Annotated in this window: 26 protein-coding genes and 1 riboswitch; of the genes, 5 read left to right on the top strand and 21 right to left on the bottom strand. The window is 53.2% G+C overall.

Annotation, left to right across the window (positions count from 1 at the left end; all coding sequences use genetic code 11):
- Positions 1 to 18 precede the first annotated feature (18 nt).
- Positions 19 to 1,083, bottom strand: a complete 1,065-nt coding sequence (locus C2I18_RS14850) for a lipoate--protein ligase family protein (protein WP_249901906.1) — start codon at positions 1,081 to 1,083, stop codon at positions 19 to 21.
- A 186-nt stretch (positions 1,084 to 1,269) separates the two neighbouring features.
- On the opposite strand from C2I18_RS14850, the gene C2I18_RS14845 reads away from it, so the two are divergent.
- Positions 1,270 to 2,172 (top strand): CHAD domain-containing protein, encoded by a 903-nt coding sequence (locus C2I18_RS14845; protein WP_249901905.1) that lies wholly within the window; start codon positions 1,270 to 1,272, stop codon positions 2,170 to 2,172.
- 119 nt (positions 2,173 to 2,291) lie between these two features.
- Here C2I18_RS14845 and C2I18_RS14840 read toward each other — a convergent pair whose 3' ends face one another.
- Both C2I18_RS14840 and C2I18_RS14835 read right to left on the bottom strand, forming a co-directional pair.
- On the bottom strand, positions 2,292 to 2,927 hold the full coding sequence (locus C2I18_RS14840; protein ID WP_249901904.1) for a ThuA domain-containing protein: 636 nt from the start codon (positions 2,925 to 2,927) through the stop codon (positions 2,292 to 2,294).
- 33 nt (positions 2,928 to 2,960) lie between these two features.
- A complete protein-coding gene (locus tag C2I18_RS14835; protein WP_249901903.1) occupies positions 2,961 to 3,692 on the bottom strand; it encodes an SDR family NAD(P)-dependent oxidoreductase in 732 nt (243 codons plus the stop codon).
- Between the two features lie 220 nt (positions 3,693 to 3,912).
- On the opposite strand from C2I18_RS14835, the gene ytxJ reads away from it, so the two are divergent.
- Both ytxJ and C2I18_RS14825 read left to right on the top strand, forming a co-directional pair.
- Positions 3,913 to 4,239 carry a bacillithiol system redox-active protein YtxJ gene (ytxJ, locus tag C2I18_RS14830; protein ID WP_249901902.1) on the top strand — a complete coding sequence of 109 codons (327 nt, stop codon included), beginning with the start codon at positions 3,913 to 3,915 and terminating at the stop codon, positions 4,237 to 4,239.
- The gene (locus C2I18_RS14825) at positions 4,236 to 4,478 is read left to right on the top strand and encodes a glutaredoxin family protein (RefSeq protein ID WP_249901901.1); all 243 of its coding nucleotides are present in this window, start codon (positions 4,236 to 4,238) and stop codon (positions 4,476 to 4,478) included. The genes ytxJ and C2I18_RS14825 overlap by 4 nt, the downstream gene beginning before the upstream one ends.
- Before the next feature lie 121 nt (positions 4,479 to 4,599).
- Here the strand turns inward: C2I18_RS14825 and C2I18_RS14820 are convergent, their stop codons facing one another.
- Positions 4,600 to 5,016, bottom strand: a complete 417-nt coding sequence (locus C2I18_RS14820; protein WP_249901900.1) for a hypothetical protein — start codon at positions 5,014 to 5,016, stop codon at positions 4,600 to 4,602.
- 108 nt (positions 5,017 to 5,124) lie between these two features.
- Positions 5,125 to 5,315: riboswitch (cyclic di-AMP (ydaO/yuaA leader) on the bottom strand.
- 104 nt (positions 5,316 to 5,419) lie between these two features.
- On the bottom strand, positions 5,420 to 5,608 hold the full coding sequence (locus tag C2I18_RS14815) for a hypothetical protein (RefSeq protein WP_249901899.1): 189 nt from the start codon (positions 5,606 to 5,608) through the stop codon (positions 5,420 to 5,422).
- A 181-nt stretch (positions 5,609 to 5,789) separates the two neighbouring features.
- Between C2I18_RS14815 and C2I18_RS14810 the strand changes: the two genes are divergently transcribed.
- Both C2I18_RS14810 and C2I18_RS14805 read left to right on the top strand, forming a co-directional pair.
- Entirely contained in the window at positions 5,790 to 6,770 is a 981-nt protein-coding gene (locus tag C2I18_RS14810) for a phosphodiester glycosidase family protein (RefSeq protein ID WP_249901898.1), read from the top strand.
- Positions 6,771 to 6,773: 3 nt separating this feature from the next.
- Positions 6,774 to 7,784: a bifunctional glycosyltransferase family 2/GtrA family protein gene (locus tag C2I18_RS14805; RefSeq protein WP_249901897.1), complete on the top strand. Its 1,011-nt coding sequence runs from the start codon at positions 6,774 to 6,776 to the stop codon at positions 7,782 to 7,784.
- A 103-nt stretch (positions 7,785 to 7,887) separates the two neighbouring features.
- Here the strand turns inward: C2I18_RS14805 and ltrA are convergent, their stop codons facing one another.
- The 16 genes from ltrA to coxB all read right to left on the bottom strand — a co-directional run bounded on the left by ltrA (position 7,888) and on the right by coxB (position 21,743).
- Positions 7,888 to 9,279 (bottom strand): group II intron reverse transcriptase/maturase, encoded by a 1,392-nt coding sequence (ltrA, locus tag C2I18_RS14800; RefSeq protein WP_249901896.1) that lies wholly within the window; start codon positions 9,277 to 9,279, stop codon positions 7,888 to 7,890.
- Between the two features lie 462 nt (positions 9,280 to 9,741).
- The gene (locus C2I18_RS14795) at positions 9,742 to 10,014 is read right to left on the bottom strand and encodes a hypothetical protein (protein WP_249901895.1); all 273 of its coding nucleotides are present in this window, start codon (positions 10,012 to 10,014) and stop codon (positions 9,742 to 9,744) included.
- A gap of 24 nt (positions 10,015 to 10,038) precedes the next feature.
- Positions 10,039 to 10,206, bottom strand: coding sequence for a glycine zipper domain-containing protein (locus C2I18_RS14790; protein ID WP_249901894.1), 168 nt, complete (start codon positions 10,204 to 10,206; stop codon positions 10,039 to 10,041).
- 31 nt (positions 10,207 to 10,237) lie between these two features.
- On the bottom strand, positions 10,238 to 11,467 hold the full coding sequence (locus C2I18_RS14785; protein ID WP_249901893.1) for a TraB/GumN family protein: 1,230 nt from the start codon (positions 11,465 to 11,467) through the stop codon (positions 10,238 to 10,240).
- A gap of 63 nt (positions 11,468 to 11,530) precedes the next feature.
- A complete protein-coding gene (locus tag C2I18_RS14780) occupies positions 11,531 to 11,725 on the bottom strand; it encodes a hypothetical protein (RefSeq protein ID WP_249901892.1) in 195 nt (64 codons plus the stop codon).
- A gap of 32 nt (positions 11,726 to 11,757) precedes the next feature.
- Entirely contained in the window at positions 11,758 to 13,044 is a 1,287-nt protein-coding gene (locus C2I18_RS14775; RefSeq protein ID WP_249901891.1) for an ABC transporter permease, read from the bottom strand.
- Complete coding sequence (locus C2I18_RS14770) at positions 13,037 to 13,939, bottom strand: ABC transporter ATP-binding protein (RefSeq protein WP_249901890.1); 903 nt, start codon at positions 13,937 to 13,939, stop codon at positions 13,037 to 13,039. Before C2I18_RS14770 ends, C2I18_RS14775 begins: the two co-directional genes overlap by 8 nt.
- A gap of 3 nt (positions 13,940 to 13,942) precedes the next feature.
- The gene (locus C2I18_RS14765; protein ID WP_249901889.1) at positions 13,943 to 14,872 is read right to left on the bottom strand and encodes an ABC transporter ATP-binding protein; all 930 of its coding nucleotides are present in this window, start codon (positions 14,870 to 14,872) and stop codon (positions 13,943 to 13,945) included.
- 16 nt (positions 14,873 to 14,888) lie between these two features.
- A complete protein-coding gene (locus C2I18_RS14760; RefSeq protein ID WP_249901888.1) occupies positions 14,889 to 15,284 on the bottom strand; it encodes a GntR family transcriptional regulator in 396 nt (131 codons plus the stop codon).
- A gap of 17 nt (positions 15,285 to 15,301) precedes the next feature.
- Entirely contained in the window at positions 15,302 to 16,033 is a 732-nt protein-coding gene (locus tag C2I18_RS14755; RefSeq protein ID WP_249901887.1) for a hypothetical protein, read from the bottom strand.
- A 233-nt stretch (positions 16,034 to 16,266) separates the two neighbouring features.
- On the bottom strand, positions 16,267 to 16,731 hold the full coding sequence (locus C2I18_RS14750; protein ID WP_249901886.1) for a DUF420 domain-containing protein: 465 nt from the start codon (positions 16,729 to 16,731) through the stop codon (positions 16,267 to 16,269).
- 25 nt (positions 16,732 to 16,756) lie between these two features.
- Positions 16,757 to 17,677 carry a cytochrome c oxidase assembly factor CtaG gene (ctaG, locus tag C2I18_RS14745; RefSeq protein WP_249901885.1) on the bottom strand — a complete coding sequence of 307 codons (921 nt, stop codon included), beginning with the start codon at positions 17,675 to 17,677 and terminating at the stop codon, positions 16,757 to 16,759.
- A 90-nt stretch (positions 17,678 to 17,767) separates the two neighbouring features.
- A complete protein-coding gene (locus tag C2I18_RS14740) occupies positions 17,768 to 18,091 on the bottom strand; it encodes a cytochrome C oxidase subunit IV family protein (protein ID WP_249901884.1) in 324 nt (107 codons plus the stop codon).
- Between the two features lie 4 nt (positions 18,092 to 18,095).
- On the bottom strand, positions 18,096 to 18,722 hold the full coding sequence (locus tag C2I18_RS14735) for a cytochrome (ubi)quinol oxidase subunit III (protein WP_249901883.1): 627 nt from the start codon (positions 18,720 to 18,722) through the stop codon (positions 18,096 to 18,098).
- Positions 18,723 to 18,727: 5 nt separating this feature from the next.
- A complete protein-coding gene (ctaD, locus tag C2I18_RS14730) occupies positions 18,728 to 20,566 on the bottom strand; it encodes a cytochrome c oxidase subunit I (protein WP_249902129.1) in 1,839 nt (612 codons plus the stop codon).
- 127 nt (positions 20,567 to 20,693) lie between these two features.
- Positions 20,694 to 21,743 (bottom strand): cytochrome c oxidase subunit II, encoded by a 1,050-nt coding sequence (gene coxB, locus C2I18_RS14725; protein WP_249901882.1) that lies wholly within the window; start codon positions 21,741 to 21,743, stop codon positions 20,694 to 20,696.
- Between the last annotated feature and the right edge of the window lie 42 nt (positions 21,744 to 21,785).

The following is a 21,785-nucleotide window of genomic DNA, read 5'->3' as shown; positions in this document are numbered from 1 at the left end:
TTTCCTGCGCCAGCCCGTTCACCGGGCGTAGCGCTCACGCAGCACCTGCACCGCATCCAGCACACGCGGGCTGCTGTACTGGAGATCATAACCGCTCTCCTGCCGCAGCACTGCTGCAGGCTTCAGCACCACGCCGCGCCGGATCAGCGCCTCGCGGATTCCGGCGGCGAAGACGGCTGCCGAATCCGGCCCCCCGAGCTCGCTTAGCGCGGCGATCTTCTCCGGCCGGACGCGCGGATAAGTCAAAGATTCGTCCCCTCCGGCTGCCGCCCCGTAGAATCCGCGGATCAGCTCCCCGCGCTCCTCTCCCGAGCCGGAGACCACCACGAACGCGTGCACGAAGTACGCGCTGTTCTGCCGCCGCTGGGCAATGCCGCAGAATTTGCGGCCGCCGATGGCGAGGTCGAAATCGCCGGGGCAGTAAGAACCGGCAATTTCCCCCGCCCTGATCTGCGCAGCTGCCTGCGGATGACTGACCGCCACGGCTTCGGCAATCAGCGAAGCCAGCAGCCGGAAGTCATCGTGAAAGTCCAACTTCCCCGGCGGCTTGGGAAGAACCAGCGCCACGTTGACGATCCCTGCATCCAGCGGCACAGCAGCGCCCCCGGAATGGCGTACCGCTGTGCGGATGCCCTGCCGCTCAAGGGCGGCCATGGCCTCGGCGGCACGGGGCAGCTTGCTGTCGCGCAGTCCCAGCACTACACCGCCGGGATGGCTCCAGAGATGCAGAGACGGCGGAGTAAGACCGGCCCCGACATCCCGGCACAGCGTCTCCTCAAAAGCAAACGGAAGCAGCATATCCTCTGCATCCTCAAATCCCGCAGTCTCACCTTTCATGCCTCGTGCTGTCCGTCCGCCATCTCCATTCGGCATACTCTTAATGCTGCTTGTACTCCAATTCACACGACCCTCACGCTCTACCAGGCCGTCTTCATCCGCCTTATCTCCCGCACTTCGCGCAGCCCCGGCGCCCTCTCCCCCCGCCACCAAATGCTCAAAGAGAGCCATCACAGGCGGAAGCATACTTTCGCTTGTAAGCCCCGCTTCCGCCGCTGATGGCATAAGCCCTGATTCATTTTTCAACCGTGCAGCGTTCTCCTCTTCCATCACGTCATCAGCGCCCCCTGTCCCAGCTCATAATAGTCTTATTGTAACCGATTTGCTCTGTCGCCCGCATACCGTTATTCTTAGGGTATAAGCAATTTTCCCAAGCAATGAGACTCAAGGCTTGCAGTTCATGCCAGACATAACCTTTAGGAGTGATGCCGCATGACCGTCGAACAGGTAGCCAAGGAAAAGGAAAAGCAAATAAGCAAGACCAGGCAATGGGAACAGGCGCTGAACAAGCTGTACATTAATTTCCGCGATTACAGCAAGGATTCACTCAAAGGCTTTGGCGATGAGGATATCCATCAGGCCAGAGTGAACAGCCGGAAGCTGCTGACCCTGCTGTCCATTCTTGATCCCGAGCATTCGGTGACAGAGCCAATCTACAGTGCTTTTAAGCAGTCACAGAAAAGGCTGGGCAAGGTCCGTGATGCCGATGTGCTTATTGAATCCTTCAAGGAGCGCCGCAAGCAGGCCAAATCAGCAGGCGAGAGCAAAACCGCAGAACTGCTGAAGGCCGTCATCAATCACCAGAAGGAGAAGCGGAAGAAGTACCGCAAGCGGCTGACAGACGAGCTGCCCAAAGTGCTTACCAAAGAGCTTGATGAGCAGTGGGAGGCTTTTCTGGTTAATGAGCTGGAAGGTCTTGCCGCAAAAAGAGACGTCAACGTCGTCATGCGGGAGCTCGAGGTCGCCTTTGACCAGAAGAAAAAGGTCTGCAAAGCCTTGTTTAACGGCCCTGAAGGCGAATCCCAGGAATCCTTTGAAGCTCTGCATGATCTGCGGATTGCCGCCAAGGAACTGCGGTATACCGCAAGTGCCGCTTCTTTTGCCCTGAACCAGAAATTCCATGCCCACGAGGAAATCTACAAAAAGATCCAGCAGGAGCTAGGCGATATCAACGACAAACGCATATGGCTGGAAACGCTGCATTCCATCGGGCGGGATAAGCTGGATGTCGGTAAAAAAGTGTGGAACCAGTTCACTGACAGCCTCAGGGCCGAGGTGCAGGAGGCACTGCATGGGAATGAAGTGGTGCATATTGCCCCAAAGCCAAATAACTAACTTTGAATTCATTCATAAACTTCAATATGACATCAGATCGAGCAGATAGACAAAGAGCAGAAGGCGCATGGTAATCATGCCGTCTTCTGCTCTTTTATAATATATATAATAAATGGCTGTTACAGCAGCCCGGCAGCCCATAGACCGCCTCTGCGGATCATTTGCCGGAACGGCTCTACCGAGAAGGAGGGCAGATGATGCCCCGGCATCAGATAGACGACCCGGCCCAGTCCGAATTCATGGCACCAGGCTGCCGGGCGCATGGCTCCGTCGTGAAGGTATTCAGCCAGCACTGTCGTCTTGAAATGCGGCTGCATATCAAAGTAATACGGCTCGTCCTCAATGACAAACTCCTCCATGCCCTGCATAATCGGATGCTCACGCGCCGGGATCTTCATCTGCAGCGCAGTGTAGGCCGGATGGTGGGTGAAGTAACCGCCCAGCATCCCGCCGAGCTCCTGGTTCCGCTGAAGGGAGATACCGTTGTGTATGGCAAGCAGGCCTCCTCCTCCGGCTACATAAGAGAGCAATGCCCCGCTCTGTTCCGGCGGAAGCGGATCATCAAGGAATTCAGTGTAGGCAACAATAAGCTTGCAGGCAGCAAGCTTCTCCTTATTCAGCAGCCCGTAATCTTCGGTGCATTCCACCTGAAAATCAGGAGACAAAATCGCTTCAAGTTCGCGGTCGACACCGGCAAACGGATGATATTTCACCTCTGTATAATCCCCTATCGCAAGCGCTCTCAAGTCAGACATTCCTTAACGCCTCTTTTCCTGCAGAATTTGTTGTTACCAGGGCCAGTGATTGCCGTCAAGATCGAGATAAGCCGGCTCTTCACCCATGTATTTCTTATGGTCCAGCACAAGACTCATAATTTTGCCGGCAGACTCCTCCGGGGTAATCGGTGCTTCTACGGCTTTTTCGCCATGCATGTAAGTCTGGATCCAGCCGGGGTGAAAAACCATGACCTGTCCCCCCATTACCTTCAAATGATTGTGCATCAGGGAGGACTGCATATTCAGCGCCGCCTTGGACATACAGTATCCGTACATATTAATCCGTTTGTTGCGTCCAATACTTCCGGCTTCGGAGGAGATGTTAATAATCAGCTTCTGCTTGCCCTGCAGCAGCAGGCCCATCAGTTCGTTGCTGACCCTCAGCGCGCCGAGCGTATTCACATTGTATATCCGGGCCATGGCTTCATCGTCCATATCCACCAGCATCGTGGCATCATCAGCTTTGTGAATAATCCCCGCGTTGTTGATCACAATATCGACATGTCCTGTGCTCCCTGCTATGGTCCGCGCAGCCTGCTTCACGCTCTCCCGGTCTCCGATGTCCAGAGGAATCAGGTACAGCCTGTCCCTGTACCGGGTCTTCATCGCCGCAAGCGAAGGGGAATCCTGCAGGTACTGCCCGGCAAACACAGTATAATGATTCTCCAGAAGCCAGCGTGCCAGGCACATTCCCAGACCGTGATCAGCGCCGGTAACACAAGCGACCTTTTTAATATAGTACACCCCCTCAGTTTTTTTCCAGTATAGAATGCCCGATCTCTTTCTCACCTTAGCATGGCTATGAAGCATTATCAATGTCCACAGCAGGACGGTAATTTCCTTTGGATAACAGCCCAAGACTTCTTTTTGATTTAATTTTGAACTATGTTACAATCATAGTTACAGGTGCTAACAACTTAATTGTTAACAAACAAAAATCAACCGCAGAAAGGTGAGATTCCTTATGTCTATTCAACAAATCCACACGCTGGATGAACTGAACCAATATGTAGGTCAGCCAGGCAAAAAGCTGCTGTTCAAACACAGCACAACCTGCCCGATCAGCGCCAAAGCGCATGAAGAATTCCAGGCTTACGCACAAGGCTCCGACACTCCGGCTGCCATCGTTCATGTCATTGAGGACCGGCCGGTGTCCAACCAAATCGCTGAGGATTTTGGCATCAAGCATGAGTCCCCGCAAATTTTTCTTCTGGATGGCGGCGAAGTCCGCTGGAACACCTCCCACTGGAAAATTACCCGGGATGCAATCAAGGAAGCCGTGAGTAAATGAGCCAGCCCGTTATTGTCTACTCCACCGCGAACTGCAGCGACTGCAACCAGGTAAAACAGCTTTTGTCAGAGCAGGGCATTGCGTATGAAGTCCGGGATGTCATGACAAGCACCGATTACCAGGAAGAAGTCGAGAAGCTCGGCTTCATGGGCGTGCCTGTTACCGTATTCGAAGACCGTGCAGTCAAAGGCTTCAACCTTCCGGCACTTAAGGAACTCATTGAAGCGGCTGCCCGTTAATCCGGAAACTGCCATAGTCCAATATCACTCCCGTATAGCGAACGGCACGGAAAGCCTCAGCCTTCCGTGCCGTTCGCATACGGGATTTTTATTATGCCCGTCAATAGGTGCCGTCTTCAATTTATCCCCGGGAAGCCGGGCTTTCCGCCAGATACGCGACATTGCCGCTGTGGGAATAAATCACCTGACTTACCCCGAGCCCCTTATAGACCAGTCTTGGCTTCAATGAAGAAGTGATTACGAATATGGATTTGGTCGTCCAGGTCCGGCACATTTGAACATAACGGCAGCATAAGGCCACACTGCTCTCGAACAGATAGACCTGGCCCACCGGGAAGGCAGGCCGGAACCATGTATTCTCATGGCGGGTGTCCACCACAAGATTTACCTCCACGCCCAGCTCCTCCAGACGTTTTTTCTCCGCTGCATTATTCGCAATTCCCGCTATTTTGTAACCTTTACACTTCAGTGTCCTGATAAAATGCTCACCAGCCTTGTTCGGTGCACAAATGAGTACATATTCGTCCTGATCCGCCATCTCTATCTATCTCCTTTTCGATTAGGCCGCATTTGATACAGGTCTATAAAAACACAGCAAAAAACCACAAAGGATCTCCTCTGTGGCTGGTTAGCGGTCACATAGCACTCATCCTCTCTACATACGCTTACGAGGTTAGCTGCCGGATTCGGGCAGTGAGAGTCGCCCTACCTGTCTTCCATGCGAGCATTCTCTCGCACTTCCCCAGGATTCACCCCATAACCGGCTCCGGTCCTTGACCAGGCTGCCGATTGTTGGTTCCCCCGCTTTCCTTAACGGAAATTAAGCGGTTTACATATTCGGTTGTACTTACCCCGATGTTACGCCTTTTAGTTGTAGTTTTCAAGACTCTGCGCGTGAATGACAGGCATAAACTTTTTCGCCTGAAAATCATTTGCCCCCGTTACCCCTTACGTTTGCCGCCTTTTACAAATCTCCATGCCGCTGTACAGCAGCCGAGCAATCCTAAACCGAGAATCAACGTCTGCAGCGCCCCGAGCAGCGTAGAGCCATCCGGGCGGACCAGACTGCTGATAATGATCAGCACGATCGAAGCCGCGACCAGCAGGGGCGTTTGTATGCTTTTTTTCACAGTTACCACTCCTTACTACTTAAAGTACACTATTCTTCTTCATTTCACCAGGCGCAGCCGGATGCACAATTCATACTTTCAGCTAACGCTCAACGAATCCTCAGGCTGTGTTCAGGTATGCCGCCTATGCTTGGCAGTGTAACAAGATCCTTACCGGACAAGAAAGGCGGTTATTCGCTTTATGCCAAAACAACATATAACCAAACGAAAAAAAATAACCATTGCCATTACGCTCAGCACCCTGCTTACAGGCGGTATTCTCTACCAGCTTGCCGACCGTTATCTGATTCAACATGTCGAAGTCGTTGTTGCCGATCAGGCAGTTTCCGGTGCAGAAGCCAATACAGAGGCGGTCAGTACAGCGGCGGCGGCAGATTCAAATGAGGCCGGCCAGGATTCTCCGGAAGCCGTATCCGATGACTGGAACTACAGCAGCGATGACATGGACATCTCTCTTAAGCAGGTCACCACCGGCCGCGGAAGCGACCAGATCACCTATTACATCGCAGATGTGCAGGTGTCTGATGCTTCTCTGATCCAATCGGCTTTTGCCGACAATGCCTTCGGGCGCAACATTACCGGGGACACGTCCGATATCGCTGAGGACCATGATGCAGTCTTTGCGATCAATGGCGATTACTACGGCTTCCGCAGCGATGGAGTCATCATCCGGAACGGGGTGCTCTACCGAAACGAACCTGCCAGGGAGGCGGTCGCCCTCTACGCGGACGGCACGATGGCCTCTTATGACGAAAAGGAGGTATCCGCCGAGAACCTGCTGGCAGACGGCGTTCTGCAGACCCTGTCGTTCGGGCCGGCGCTGATCAAGGACGGCGAGACCGTCCAGGACTTGAACAATGTTAAAATCGACACCAATTTCGGTAACCGTTCCATCTCGAATGCCAATCCCCGCACAGGCATCGGCATGATCTCGGCGAACCACTACGTATTCGTTGTTGTAGACGGACGTTCAGACGACAGCCGGGGCATGACACTGGACGAGTTCGCTGGGCTGTTCAAAAGCCTTGGTGCCACAGAAGCCTACAACCTGGACGGCGGCGGGTCTTCCACAATGTACTTTATGGGCCGCGTTGTCAACAATCCGCAGGGCAGACAAGAGGAACGCGGCGTAAGCGACATTCTCTATCTCGGGGAGGGATAACTCATGACTGTACTTATACCAGCCTATGAACCGGACCAGCGTCTGGTCGAGCTGATCCAAAACCTGCGTGCGATGACCAAAGACCCCATCGTTGTTGTAGATGACGGGAGCGGCGAGCGGTTCAGGAGCATCTTTGAAGCTGTTAAGGAGGCCGGCTGCACCGTGCTCACACATGTCGTTAACCGCGGCAAAGGCCGGGCACTTAAAACCGGATTTCAATATATTCTCGATAATCTTCCGGCTGCAGCTGTCGTATGTGCCGACAGTGACGGACAGCATTCTCCGAAGGACATTGTTGCCGTCGCCGAGGCCAGTGAATCGGCCGGAGGCCGGATGGTGCTCGGCAGCCGCCAGTTTACCGGCAGAGTTCCGCTGCGCAGCCGGTTCGGCAACCGGCTTACCAGCAAGGTGTACGGCGCGGCGACCGGGATCGGCATCGGGGATACGCAGACAGGCCTTCGCGGGTATCCGCGGACCATGCTGGACTGGCTGTGCCAGGTGCCGGGAGAGCGGTTTGAATACGAGATGAATCTGCTGCTGGAAGCACCGTCAAGCGGCTACGGCATTACAGAGCTGCCGATTGATACCATTTACCTGAATGGCAATGAATCCTCCCATTTCCGTCCTGTCGCCGATTCACTCAAGATTTATTTGCCGATTGTTAAATTCAGCGCCTCTTCTATCGTCTCCGGTGTGCTCGATTTCCTTCTTCTGCTCCTGCTTCAAGCTGCAACGGGAAGCCTGCTGCTGTCTGTCATAGCTGCCAGAGCCGGAAGCTCGGCCGCCAATTATGCCATGAACCGGAGATTTGTCTTCAGCCGGCAGAACAAAGGAGCGGTGCATACATCCGTGACCCGCTATTATATCCTTGTCCTTCTGGTCCTTGGGCTCAATTACGGGTGCCTCTCGCTGCTGCATATACTGCTGGGGGTACCGCTTATTCCGGCCAAACTCCTTACTGAATGCCTGTTATTTCTGTTCAGCTTCTGGGCACAGCGCCGGTATGTCTATTAGGATTTGCGGATGTTGTGCCTTCCAATCGAGTAGGAGGAGGCGGCAAGCCCCCGTCCTCTCACACCACCGTACATGCGGGTCCGCATACGGCGGTTCCAAAAGGTTAACAAAGCTCTAAGTAACGTGAAAGCAAGCTTTTCAGCCCTTTCGCTTCCCAATAGGAAGTCGGGAGGGCATTATTTGTATTCCGGGACATTTCCCATGCGCCTCGCCGCGAGTTGGCCATCGTGAAACAGGCCCACTCAGGCACCCCAAGCGCCCGGAGTTCGCGGATTCGTGTGCGCACTCGCTTCCATTGTTTCCACAGGCACATTCGCAGCCTTCTCCGAATCCATTGGTCCAACGTGTGGAGGTGTTTCTTCGCCGACGCTAGATGGAAATAGCCAAGCCACCCCATCAGATAACGGTTTAGTCGGCAAATTCGTTCTTCCATGGAAATGGACCACGTTCGGTTTGTCAGTTCACGGATTCTCTCCTTGAATCGCGAAATGGTCTTCGGTGCTAATCGAATGGTTGCCTGTTTCTGGCTCAGGAAACTGAATCCTAAAAACTTCCGGTGCCAAGGTCTGGCGACTGCACTCTTTTCCCGGTTCACTTTCAGTTTTAGCTTTCCTTCTACAAACCCGCTAACCGATTCCATGACCCGTTCGCCAGCTCGTTTGCTCGCCACAAAGATATTACAGTCGTCCGCATAGCGTACAAAGTGCAGGCCACGTACGGTCAATTCCTTATCCAGATCATCCAGCAGAATGTTTGCCAAAAGCGGGCTCAGCGGACCGCCTTGCGGCGTTCCTTCCTGGCTGTGCTCCAGCTTTCCATTCACCATGACTCCGGCGTTTAGATACGCGCGAATCAGTGTCAGCACTCTTTTGTCTGTCACTTTCCGCGCCACTCTCGCCATCAGCATGTCGTGATTTACCCGGTCAAAGAATTTCTCAAGATCGAGGTCCACGACCCACCTCAGACCCTTTTGGATATATCTTTGCGCTTGTTTTACTGCGTCATGTGCACTTTTCCCGGGTCGAAAGCCGTAGCTGTACCACGAGAATTCTGCGTCAAAGATCGGATTCATGACTTGTAGAAGAGCCTGCTGGAGAAAACGGTCCATCACGGTCGGGATGCCCAGCAGCCGTACGCCGCCTCCGGGTTTGGGGATTTCCACCCGTTTGACTGGCGCAGGTCTGTAAGTTCCCGCCAGAAGTTCGGCTTTCACCGGTTCCCAATGTGTTTTCAAGTAAGCTTGTAGATTCGCTGCCGTTACATTGTCCACACCGGGGGCTCCTCCGTTCTGTACCACTCGTTTATACGCGAGCCGAAGGTTGTCTCCTTCGAGCATTCGCTCCAGCAAGTTGTTCGCTGCTTTGCGAGAGGGAGGGGCGGTTTGTGCCGACGAAGAACTCGGCGCTCCAGCATGCCTTGGCGGCTTCACCGCTTCTCTTTGCTGGCAGCTCTCTTGCGAGATATTCGGCTGTCGTTGCTCTTCATGCGAACGCATCGGTTTCCTCTCTCCTTTCGGTTCAGCCCTTCCGTAAACTGTTGCAACAGTTTACGTACTATGGCCTCTGCTGACTCCTGCCCGTTCAGCGCAACCTCTCGGTTACGGTTACAAGTTTTTTTTTCCTTGCATACCGGACAGGCCTCCCCAGATAAGAACGTCATCTTTCCGCCCGCACCTGCCCAAGTTTACGATTGCAGCCCTTGGCAGCTTAGGATTTCGTCATGTCTAGGTGACTCATCCGGCTGCAACCGCCTCAAATTGGATTCGTGTACCTCAGGTCGTGCTTTTGCCTCCGGCTTCCTTCAGATTCCACCTCGCGGTAGACACCCTTGCCCTTGGCTAACGGTAGGCGCTTGCCAGCCCCCGCTCGGGACTTTCACCCTAGAGATGACGCCCATGCTGGGCGTACTAGAAAAGGCCGCCCTGGTTTCCCAGGACGGCCTTTAAATTATTTCCGGCTCAGATCAGGCTGAAATGATGCCAGGACAGATACAGACATAGAGCAGCAACAGCGAAAAAAATGACGGATGTTTGTGTATTTCTGCGGAATTTGAGACCATAAGTAATAAAAAATACGGCTGCAGCGAGTTTAGCAATGACCTGGTAGTAGCTGTCCTCCGGAAAAAATGAACTGCTGAATATCACTGTAGCAGCCAGAGCGGAAGAAATAAAAATCTTAAACCATAGAGGTTCCCTCAAAAACTGTGTATACACAAGCTTGATTCTCTGCATGATCCCAATCCCCTCTGGCGTTGTTTAGTGTTTTCCCGGTTTGTAAGCTGCGCCGATCCCGGCTCCCAGCGCAATACCAATGGCCAGCCCCAGACCTATATTGTCAAACATTGAGCCAAACACAATCCCCAATGCAACGCCTATGGCCAATCCGTTTGTCATCGCGTTATCCCGCTTCTTTTTATTATTCATGGTCTGCATCCCGCCTTCTTCTTAAGCTATATTACTTCCGTACTACCTTGTATCCCTTATCTTCCAGCAGCTTCAGGATGCCGTGCTCACCGAGATAGTGGGCTGCGCCGACCACGACAAAATACTCTTCCTTTTTGCCGTTTTTCAGATAGCCGTCGATTTTATCTGCCATGCCGATGTTGCGGTCAATCAGCATTGCTTTGACGTATTCCGCGTCAGTGGAGAAGTTGTTCGTCAGATCCAGCAGCTGCTCCTCATTGCCGGTTTTCCACATTTCAGCCATCAGGCCGACGCTCTGATCCAGCACCTCGAAGTTGTCCAGCGCCGCTCTTAGGTTTTTCTCCTGCAGCTCCTGGGAGAAGTCATTGAACATGCTTAATTGCGATTCATAAGACTCCAGTTCTACTACCGGAATTTTACGTTCAACAGCCTTCTGGATAAAATACAGGTCAATCCCGGCAGATGCCTCGTAACCGGCCTTTGCTGCTTTCAGGCTGCTGAGTGTGGATTCCGCCACCCATGGCTTGAAGGCATCGAGCGCATTCGGCTCAAGTCCGGCCTCTTTAAGAATCTCTCCCAGCTTCGCATAGGTCTCGGCAGACACATGATCCTTCAGGGTTGTTCCGTCCTGGTACATGCCCAGATCCATGATCAGCTTTTGCTGGTCTTCGCCCGCAGCTTTGCTGATATCAATCTCTACGCCCAGATAATCGGCCTCGGCGAAAGCCTCCTCATATTCATCGCGCAGCGGATAGAAGCTGTCATCGGCAATATGCATCGAACCGACCAGGTACACTGTGTTTCCGTTGGCTTCGACTTCCCACATGAAGCCGCGGCCTGCATTTACAGAGGAGGTCTGGGTGCCGCCGTCTCCGGTCTTGGATTGCAGAATGACAGTACGGGTTTTGGCATCCCAGCGGACTTCATAGCCTGTTGCATCTCCAAGGACCCGGATCGGCGCATATGTAACGCCGTTGATTACTTTAAGCTTGCTTTTCAGTGTGATGGTTTTGCCGTCTACAACCGCGTAGATCGTATCACCCGCAGCATTTTGCAGCTTGATATCCATCGCCTGCAGCGTAGATTTGAGCGGGACAAGCGTTGTGCCCTCATCAAGGACTGGTGCGCCTGCAGAATACTTAATGGCCTGATTATTTACTGTAACACCAGGCTGCTGCGGAGCAGCCATTGCAGGAACAGCCGAGGTAAGCAGTCCTGCAGAAATCGTAAGGGATAAGAGCATTCTTTTCCAATTTTTCATGTAAAGTAGTCTCCTTTAGCCATATTTTATCGTTACATAAGTGTTATACCCAATATTTTACTGCTACGCTCTGCCCTTGCGCTCTTTTGCCGAAGTCCAGAGAATATAAGCAGCCCCCGCAGCACTCAAGCCAATCACAATGCCCTGGATAAAATCGCGCACAGGGGAGCCGTTCGTATCCATCAAAGTACTGAATGTAATCATATTAAGGCCACAGACTGCAAGAAACAGTTTGTTTTGCATTTTCTTGTTCATCATTGTTATCTACTCCTCTGATTAGGGATTATTTTTTAAAACTTGTAAGCTTTCATTGCCTTGCGGATTTCCTTGATGCTCGGGCGCTTGCCGTACATGAGTACGCCGGTACGGTAAATCTTGGCGGCCAGCCAGCCGAACACGAAGATGGTAACCAGCAGAATAATTAACGAGACTGCGATTTCCCAGAACGCCACATCGCCGACTCCGATCCGCAGCAGCATGCTCAGCGGTGAAGTGAATGGAACATAGCTGGCGATTTTAACTAATAAGGTGTCAGGTGCGGAAACGCTGAATGTAGGAATATAGTAGTTCACAAAACCAAGCATCATTACAGGCATAGTCGCCTGGCCAAGCTCTTCCGTGCGGCTCACAATCGAACCTACAGCAGCATACATCAGGGCGTACAGGAAGAAGCCGAGAATGTAAAGGATAAGGCCGTACACAAGAATACCTGCATTAAGCTGGCCCAGATCCAGATCGAAGTCTGCCAGAATACCCGCATTATGCGGCAGCAGCAGGTTCGCTGCAACGCTCGCGGCAATGATTGCAATCTGCAGCAGCCCGACCAGGAATACCCCGAGCACTTTTCCGAACATCTGGCTCAGCGGCGAAGCGCTGGTAATCAGAATTTCCATAATTCGTGAGCTCTTCTCGGCTGTAACCTCAGCGGCAATCATATTACCGGTCAGCATTATTGACATGAAGAAGAGAATCAGCAGAACATAGACAATGACATAATTGATTGGAGATGCGGATTCATCCCCGGCAGAGCCGGCTCCGCTGCCCGCGCCCAGCTGCTGCGTTTCGATCATCACCGGGGCGAACATTGCCGATACTTCCTCCGGCGTCAGCTTGCCTTCCGCAATCAGCTGCGTATTGACCTGCTGCAGTGCAGTTTGCAGGTAGGTTTGGACATCGCTGTCCAGATCCCCGTCATTGCTATGATACGTTACCGGGGGAACGCCTTCCCCTGATGAAGTACCGAAGGTGAGATAGCCCTCAATATCACCTTCATCCAGTCCTTTGACAAGCTCCGCATCCTCTGCAGAAGCGAAAGATTCCAGCTGTACCTTGTTCTCGGTGCCTTCCGGCGCAGTGTAGCCCAGCAGCAGCTCCGTTGCCGGTGTTCCGGCTTCTGTAACCACCCCGATGCGGGTTGCTTCAGCCGCTCCGTCATCCCCGTTGAATTTGTCGATAAAATAAGGGATGTTCATTCCGATTGTTATCAGCAGCACAATGATCAGTGTTGTGATTGTAAACGACTTGGTGCGCGCCTTATTCTTGAATGTAAATCCGATAATTGGTCCCAGCTTATTCATTGGATTCACCCACCGCTCTGATAAAGATTTGGTTTAACGTCGGTTCCTTGATTTCGAAATGCTCAACCTCACTCTGCACAACAGCATGCTGCAGAATCCGCTGCGCGGCTGCAACCTCGCTGATCGACAGCAGATACCCGCGTTCAGATTTCTGAACAGCGCTGACTCCCGGGATTCCTGCCAGGCCGGATACTTCTCCGGCAGTGCGCAGCAGCACCTCTTCCCGCGGATAACCTTTTTTGATCTCGCGGATCTCGCCCTGGACGACCGTATTCGACTTCTGCAGGATGGTAATGTTGCGGCATAGCTCCTCGACATGCTCCATCCGGTGGGTAGAGAACAGAATGCTCGTGCCCTGGTCGCGTAATTCCTTGACTGTATCCTTCAGCAGCTCCACATTTACCGGATCCAGGCCGCTGAACGCTTCATCGAGAATCAGAATTTGCGGCTTGTGGACGACTGCGGCGATGAAGCCCATCTTTTGCTGGTTCCCTTTGGAGAGCTCTTCAATCTTCTTGTTGTAATATTCCGGAACCTCAAAGCGGTCCAGCCAGTAGCGCAGGCTCTTATCGGCATCAGAAGCCGACATGCCGCGCAGCCTTCCCAAGTATGTAATCTGTTCACTGATCTTTACCTTCGGGTATAATCCGCGTTCTTCCGGAAGATAACCCATCAGCTGCTGCAGCTCATTGCTGTACGGCTTGCCGTTATACAGGATTTTCCCTCCATCAGGATAAATCAGGCCCAGCACCATGCGCATTGTTGTCGTTTTCCCGGCGCCGTTGGCACCCAGCAGACCATAAATTTCTCCTGCTCCAACCTTCAGGCTAATCTGGTTTACCGCTGTTTTGTCTCCATACTGCTTCACTACCTGTTCCAGCTTCAAAGCTTCCATTCTTTAGTCCCCTCTCCTCTGGTTAATCAGTATCGGATCATGCCCTTGTGACCATAAAGCCAGGATTTCGTCCAGTTCCAGACTGCGGCTCTTGATAACCTTTACGCCCAAATCCTGAATGCGTTTCTCATGAAGATGGAATTGCTCTACTATAAAAGAACCTACTCCCGGCCTTTCCAGGTTAAAATGAAGTGCTGACGGCAGCTCCTCCTTCAACTCCTTCAACTCCTCTTCATCTGCCGAATTGACCCATACCTCAGTCCAGGAACCGAACAGGCTGTCCTTCTCGGCCATTCCGAGCAGCCGGCCCTGATGCATCAGAACGATGTAATCCGCCAGCCGCCGGACCTCTTCGACAATATGAGTGGAGATGATGACCGTCGCATTATGCTTATCCATATAAGTGCGCAGCGTCTCGATCATCGCCTTCCAGGCAAAGGGATCGAGGCCTGAGGATGGCTCATCCAGCAGCAGCAGGCGCGGGCATGAGGCAAGCGCGGCGGCAATTTCAAACTTGCGGCGTTCGCCCTTGGACATTTTGCCCAGCCTGGAGTTCCGCGGCACCTCGAACTTCTCCATCAGCTCTTCAAAATAACCGTGGTCCCATGCCGGGTACCAGTGGCTGCGGAATGCCGCAGCTTCACCGGCAGTCCAGTACTTCTCCTCCGTCTGCGAGGTTTCCGGAACGAAGGCGATGCCTTGGCGGAGTTCAAGCGGTAGGCCGCCTCTATGGGCCTCCTCAAACCAGCGGATCTCGCCTTCATCCGGAAATGTCAGCTGCAGCAGCATGTTCAGGAGCGTGCTTTTGCCGGAGCCGTTCTGTCCTACCAGTGCGGTAATATAGCCTTGCGGAAGATTCAGATTTAGCGGCCCGATTGTTTTGTTGCGCCGCTTCTTGCTTACATTCCGCAGTTCAATTGCCTGCTGTACCATGCCAAGGCCCCACCTTTCATTCCTTTTTGTTATATTTCTCTTTCACAATTTCCCGGTAGATTTCATTCAACTCCTCTTCGCTGCATTGCACCGACAATCCGACATCGACCGCGCTTTCCAGCGCCTTGCGGACGGCATCCCGCTTGTATTCCTCCATGGCTCCATCTGCTACATGCGATACGAAGGTGCCTGTGCCCTGCCTTGTCCGGAGCAGCCCTTCATTCTCCAGATCCTGGTACACCCTCCGGACTGTAATGACGCTGCACTTCAGTTCTCCGGCAAACTCGCGGATGGAGGGAAGCAGCGTCCCTTCCGTAATCACTCCGCTGATGATCAGCGATTTCAGTTGGGTCTCAATCTGGTGATACAGCGGCTCGGCACTGTTCTCGTTAATCTGAATCGGTATCCACATCGCTTATCCCCGCCCTCTCATACGAGATCGCGGCTCTTCAGCCGGTGAATCGTCCATTTGGAGAACAGCTGTACCGATAGCGTACCAAGCAGCAGTGTGCTCCACATCAGCGGAGACAGCAGCCCAAACTCTTGCGATACAGAGATACTGTAGAGGAACAGGTTGCCTCCGTTAAAGGTGATCAGCACCGCCAGCCCGATAACCAGCGCCATAATCGAGAAGATGTATATGCAGTAGAGCTTCCCGCTGAACAGCAGTTCGAAGAAGATAAACAGTCCCGTAACGGTCAGCCCGTAGCCGACCCATGTCAATGTAAACGCCAGGTAATCCGTGAACGGCATCTCCTGCCGCATATTGGAACTGACAGCGTAGACCAGGCCGAAGAACATAATGCCGTTCAGTATAAAAGAGCCGGCGGCCTGGAGCTTTCTTTTGCACATCACCACTTCGATTGGAACTGGCAGGCTGCGCATATAGGCCAGTATCCGGGTGTAGGTGTCTTCGCTCAGATACTTCATCGTCCGTTTGGAAAATGTGAGGCCCAGCATCGGAACGAAGGTAAGGAGCATCACGTCGGCAGCTAACCGCACTTCACCGTCTTCCAGCACAGTGTTCAGCATGGAACCTGTCATCATGCCCATATAACCGCCCATGAAGATGATCGCCCAGAGCAGTATCCATACCAGATTCAGTCTGTCGCCGCGTAATTCACTGCGTGCAATGACCAAGGCATGTTTGATCGTTGTCATTCATCCTACCTCGCTTTATCTCACAGCACATGCACACGATGAGGTGTTCATATCTCTGTGCTTACTGTATATATCTATATACACAGTATATGTCCTGTATTTTCCATCGTCAAGCACTTTTTTTCCATAATTTTCAGACCGGTACCGGTACAATCCCATGTCCACGCAAAAAAACAGGCCTGCGCCCGCCCTCCTGATGGAGTGCAAATGCACAGACCTGTTGATGTTCCTGTCTACCCGCCCATAATAACTTCCCAGACCGGCTTCGTATGACCGCCAGGGTAAAGCATGTACAGCAGCACATAGACAGCCACTCCTGTAATCGCTGTAATGAACCAGATTACGGAGGTTACCCTTCCCCATTTCCGGTGCTTCGCATACTTGGCTTTGAAGCCGAGAACCAGCGTCGTAATGCCGAATACAGCTGCCACGGTAGCGAGCACAATATGGAAGATCAGAAAGACGTGGTAAATAGTCGTCAGGTGCTCCGGCCCGCCCCAGGAGGTATTGCCTACAAAGATCGTTCTTGACACGTACACAATAAAAAACAGAATAGCCGCAACCGCAGCAGCAATCATTGTCTTCTTGTGCGCCTCGCGTTTGCCCTTGATGATGAGTCCCCAGCCGACCGCCACCAGCACTGCACTGATTACGATAAAAGAGGTACTGATCGTTGGAAACACTGTGAAAATATCCATGGTTATCCTCCTACCTGCTCACCGGTTATGCACGGTTCAAAACCCCATCCTCCAGATCCCCGGATGAAGCGGAAGATTCCGCATGGTCTTGACCGTTCTCTTTTTTATACCAATGATAGAACACAAAGACAAGCATAGAGGCAAAAATAAATTCCTGAATGAACTTCATGGCGATTCCGCCGACCTGCTGATCCACCTTCGGAGAGAGCGAACTGAAGAACGACGGGCCGCCAAAAGCCTGCAGCAGCGCAGCGGGATTACCTGATACACAGTAACCCATCGCCCGGGCCCAGACATCCGGGTTACTGTAGGTCGCATACAGCGGAGCACTGGCAAAAATAATCAGGCCGCAGGCCGGGGTCAGGAGAACCATGTTCAGAAAAATAAAACCTACCTGGCCCAGCCCGCCCAGCCGGCGCTGCTCGGGAAGCGGATTGATCAGATTCCACCACATGAGGGCCGAGGTCAGGAACAGCACACCGTAATAGAGCCGGTGAACCGCGAAATTAAGCATGACATAATCATGGATCACCGGGATATGGTAGAGCGAGAACAGACCGTTGAACAGCAGTGCTGCCACCACCGGCTGTGCCAGGAAGGACAGCCTGCGGAAGGGGTTTACTTTGATAAAAGCGCGCCAGCACCAGTCCGGTATACCCAGCATAATGAGCGGAACCGCCACGAGATAGGATAATGCCATGCTGACCATATGGAAGGAAAAGAGGATATGCCCCAGCAGGCTGACCGGACCGCCCTGGGCCAGATAGAGTGCCAGCATTCCGCACAGGAACAGCCCCCTGCGCCATAGCGGTACTTCAGCAGAACCCGGGAACCGGCCGGAAAGCGGACCGATCAGCACAAAGTATCCGGCTGTCAGCAGCAGCATCACGGCCAGAAAGAGCGGACTCCACTTGTCGGCAAAGCTGAAATATTGCAGTCCCAGCACTTCATTAACCTCCCCTCTATTCATGCAAAAAATGGCCCCACAACGTGAGGCCTTGACTCCGGAGCCTATTCAGGTCATTTGCCGGACCGCTTAGTCCCACCATACCCAATACAACGACATGATGATGCAGGTACCGGCGATAAAAAAACCGCCCAGCATAAATATAATCGGCAGCATATGCCCCTTATCCTTCAGGTGCATCCAGAAGCTCATTTGCAGGAACACCTGCAGTACGGCCATCACTAGCAGCAGAATGACCGCAAAGGCAGCATTGACGCCTCCGGCCGCTACAACAGCGAAAGCGATCAGCGTCAGGACAATCGAGAAAACAAACACTACAATATGCCGCTGCGGCCCTTCATGCCGGTGGCGGTGCTTCACCGCACCGTCCCGGGAATGCTGTTCACCTGCCATGGCTTCACCCCACCTTTCCGAGCAGATAGACTACCGTAAAGATAAAGACCCATACCACGTCGATAAAGTGCCAGTACATGGCTGATACATAAATCTTGGGCGCCGTCACGACAGTCAGTCCCTTGCGGGACAGCTGGCCGATCAGCACCGCGATCCATACAAATCCGAACGCCACATGTGCCCCGTGAAATCCGACAAGCGTATAGAAGGCCGAACTGAACGCACTCGTGGTCATCCCGAATTCCTCATGCCGCACATATTCGCTGAATTCGTAAATTTCAAGCCCCAGGAAGAGCGCGCCGAGCACTACAGTGACCACCAGCCAGTTCCGCAGCTGTGCCGGGTGGTTCCTGTGCATGGCCTGGATGGCGAACACACTTGTCAGGCTGCTGGCAAGCAGCAGAAAGGTGGCTGCCGCCACCAGCGGCAGATGGAACAGCTCATTGGCCGACGGGCCTTCATTCGTCTGGTTGCGCAGAGCGAGGAAGGTGGCGAACAATGTGCCGAAGAGCACCGCTTCCCCGCCGAGAAAGAGCCAGAAGGCCAAAACTTTGTTGCGTCCTTCCAGTGTCGCTTTTTCCGGCTCATGCGGAAGATTGGCGTCTGCGGCCTCAGCATGTGCAGTTGTCATGTTCCTCAGCTCCCTTCCAGCTCTTCCGGCTCGATATGCCAGCCGTGATCATCATACAGCGAGCGGAGCAGCATCGATCCGAAGGTAATGAGAAGCCCCAGCGCCGTAACAATATAATTGTTAAAAAGAAAGCTCATCACAGCGCTGCCAAACTCATCACGGCTGAACATGAAGCCGAGACCGGCGATGAAGATGCCGACCGACATCACGAACGGCAGCGGCGTAGCCGAAGGCATATGGATCGAGCCCACCGGCTCGGACGGGGTCATCGCCTTGTGCCCGGCTGTTTTTTCCTTCCAGAAGGCATCCAGTCCGCGTACCAGCGGAGTCTGCTTGAAATTGTACTCCGGCGGCGGTGAAGGGATCGTCCACTCCAGTGTCCGGCCGTCTTCCCAAGGATCATTCCCCGCATCCGCAGGTTTACGTGAAGTCAGAAACACATTGAGCAGGAAGATGATCATTCCTACACCCATGAGTCCTGCCCCAATGGTACTGATCAGGTTCAGGAGATCAAAATCCTGGTTCGGCAGATACGTAAATACGCGGCGCTGCATCCCCATCAGGCCGAGAAAATGCTGTACAAAGAAGGTCATATGGAAGCCGATAATAAAGGTCCAGAACGTCCATTTGCCCAAGGTTTCGCTGAGCATCCGCCCGAACATCTTCGGCCACCAGTAATGCAGCCCCGAGAAAAGCCCCAGCACAAGACCGCCGACGATAACGTAATGGAAGTGGGCGACAACAAAGTAAGTATCATGAAACTGGAAATCGGCAGGCGCCGAAGCCAGCATAACGCCCGTTACCCCGCCCATGGTGAAGGTTGGAATAAAACCGACCGCGAACAGATTGGCAGAGGTAAACCGTACCTGTCCGCCCCACATCGTGAACAGCCAGTTAAAGATTTTGATCCCTGTCGGAACAGCAATCAGCATGGTGGAGACCGAGAACAGCGCGTTCGCTACCGGGCCGAGGCCGGTTGTGAACATATGATGCGCCCAGACCATGAAGCCGAGAAAGGCGATCAGAATCGTGGCAAACACCATCGAGCTGTAGCCGAACAGGCGCTTGCGCGAGAAGGTCGGAATAACTTCAGAGATAATGCCGAAAGCCGGGAGAATCAGGATATACACTTCGGGATGGCCGAAGATCCAGAAAATATGCTGCCAGAGCACAGGGTTACCGCCCCCGGCCACATCAAAAAAGTTGGCGCCCAGAATCCGGTCAAAGGTGAGCAGTACAAGCCCTACAGTAATTGCGGGAAAAGCGAAAAGAATGATTGCTGAGGTAATAAAAGTAGCCCAGGCGAACATCGGCATCCGCATGAAGGACATTCCCGGTGCGCGCATGGTGATAATGGTTGCCAGAAAATTAATGCCCCCGATCAGGGTACCGAGGCCGGCAATCTGCAGGCCGATGGTATAAAAGTCCACCCCGTGTGTGGCGCTGTAATCCGCAGAGGATAGCGGGGTATACGCGGTCCAGCCGGCATCAGGCGCACCGCCCATGATCCAGCTGAGGTTAAGCAGAAGACCGCCGAACAAAAAGGTCCAGAAACCAAGCGCATTCAGAAAAGGAAAAGCAACGTCGCGCGCGCCGATCTGCAGCGGAATGACCGCATTCATCAGCGCAAAGATGATCGGCATGACACCGAGGAAGATCATCGTCGTCCCGTGCATGGTAATGAGTTCATTAAAGGTCTGGGCATCCAGAAAGGTATTCATCGGCTTGATCAGCTGGATGCGGATCAGAATAGCCTCCAGCCCGCCGATGCCAAAGAAGAAGCCGCCGGCCCAAAGATACAGAACCGCTATTTTTTTGTGATCAACGGTGGTGATCCAGTCCATCAGGCCGGTATGACGTTTGACGGCATGGCCATGCCTTAGAGGCGGTGCAGGATTGAAGGATTGCGCGGCTTGAGCCAAGGTACGTACCCCCTTTTCAAATATGCTGCTTCCCTTTATGGCAGAAATCTTAGTTCAGGGTATAACCGGCCAGGTATTCCGCTATTCCGTCAATCTCCTCGTCGGTTAAGCCAAGCTCTTCTTTCGGATCAGGCATGAGATTCCCGGGTTTGACGCTTTCCGGATCATGAAGCCAGGTTTTGAGATTCTCTTCTATAGGCGCCCCGTCCTCACGTGTATCATCATTCAGCAGAATTCCCGCTACCGACTCTCTGGAGCCGATGCCCGTCAAATCGGGACCTGCGCCGGCAATTCCCTGGTCTCCCACTGCATGGCAGGTGAGGCAGGCCGATCTGAACTTCTCGGCAAGCGCCGGATCTTCAGGAAGCACCGCCGGTGCCTTCATGGAGGCAATCCACTCCTCAAACGCAGCCTCACTGACCGACTTCACCTTGAATTCCATGAACCCGTGGGATGGGCCGCACAGCTCCGCACATTTGCCGCGGTAAACGCCTTCATTAGGCGCACTGAAGCTGAAACGGTTCGTTGTCCCGTCAGGATTGGTATCGATTTTACCGGAAAGGGAAGGGACCCAGAAGGAATGCAGCACATCCTTCGTACTCAGCTCAAAGGCGATGTCTTTCCCTACAGGAATCACCAGATCCTGAGCTGTAGTTATGCCGTAATCCGTGTACTCGAATTCCCACCAGTACTGATGTCCGGTTACCTTGACCTTCACCGCGTTGGCATCACCAGAGTGGTCATCACCAGCGGCAAAAACGGCTTTTACCGTCGGCACCGCTAACACTACTACAAGAATCAGCGGGATAACCGTCCACAGCACCTCCAGCTTGAAGCTGCCTTCCACCTGCTCCGGAATTTCGTTTTGCCCCGGTTTTCTGCGGTAACGGACAAGGACATAGGCCGCAATGCCAAAGACGATCAGCAGTACGACGATCATGATGGTGATCGCCAGCTTCATGAGTCCGAACGAAGTCTCTGCTTCCGGGCCCTGCGGCCGAAGTACCGACAAGTCCTCCCGCCCGCATCCGGCGAGAATGAGTCCGAGCGCTGCGGTCATGGGGAGAAGCCGCTTACCAGCCTGCCACATTTTCATCAATGATCTACCCCGCTTTTCCCGATTTCGTAGATTAGAGGATTT

This window comes from Paenibacillus sp. PK3_47 (assembly GCF_023520895.1).
Classification (GTDB): Bacteria; Bacillota; Bacilli; order Paenibacillales; family Paenibacillaceae; genus Paenibacillus_AQ.
This window is presented reverse-complemented; position numbering and strand designations above follow the sequence as displayed.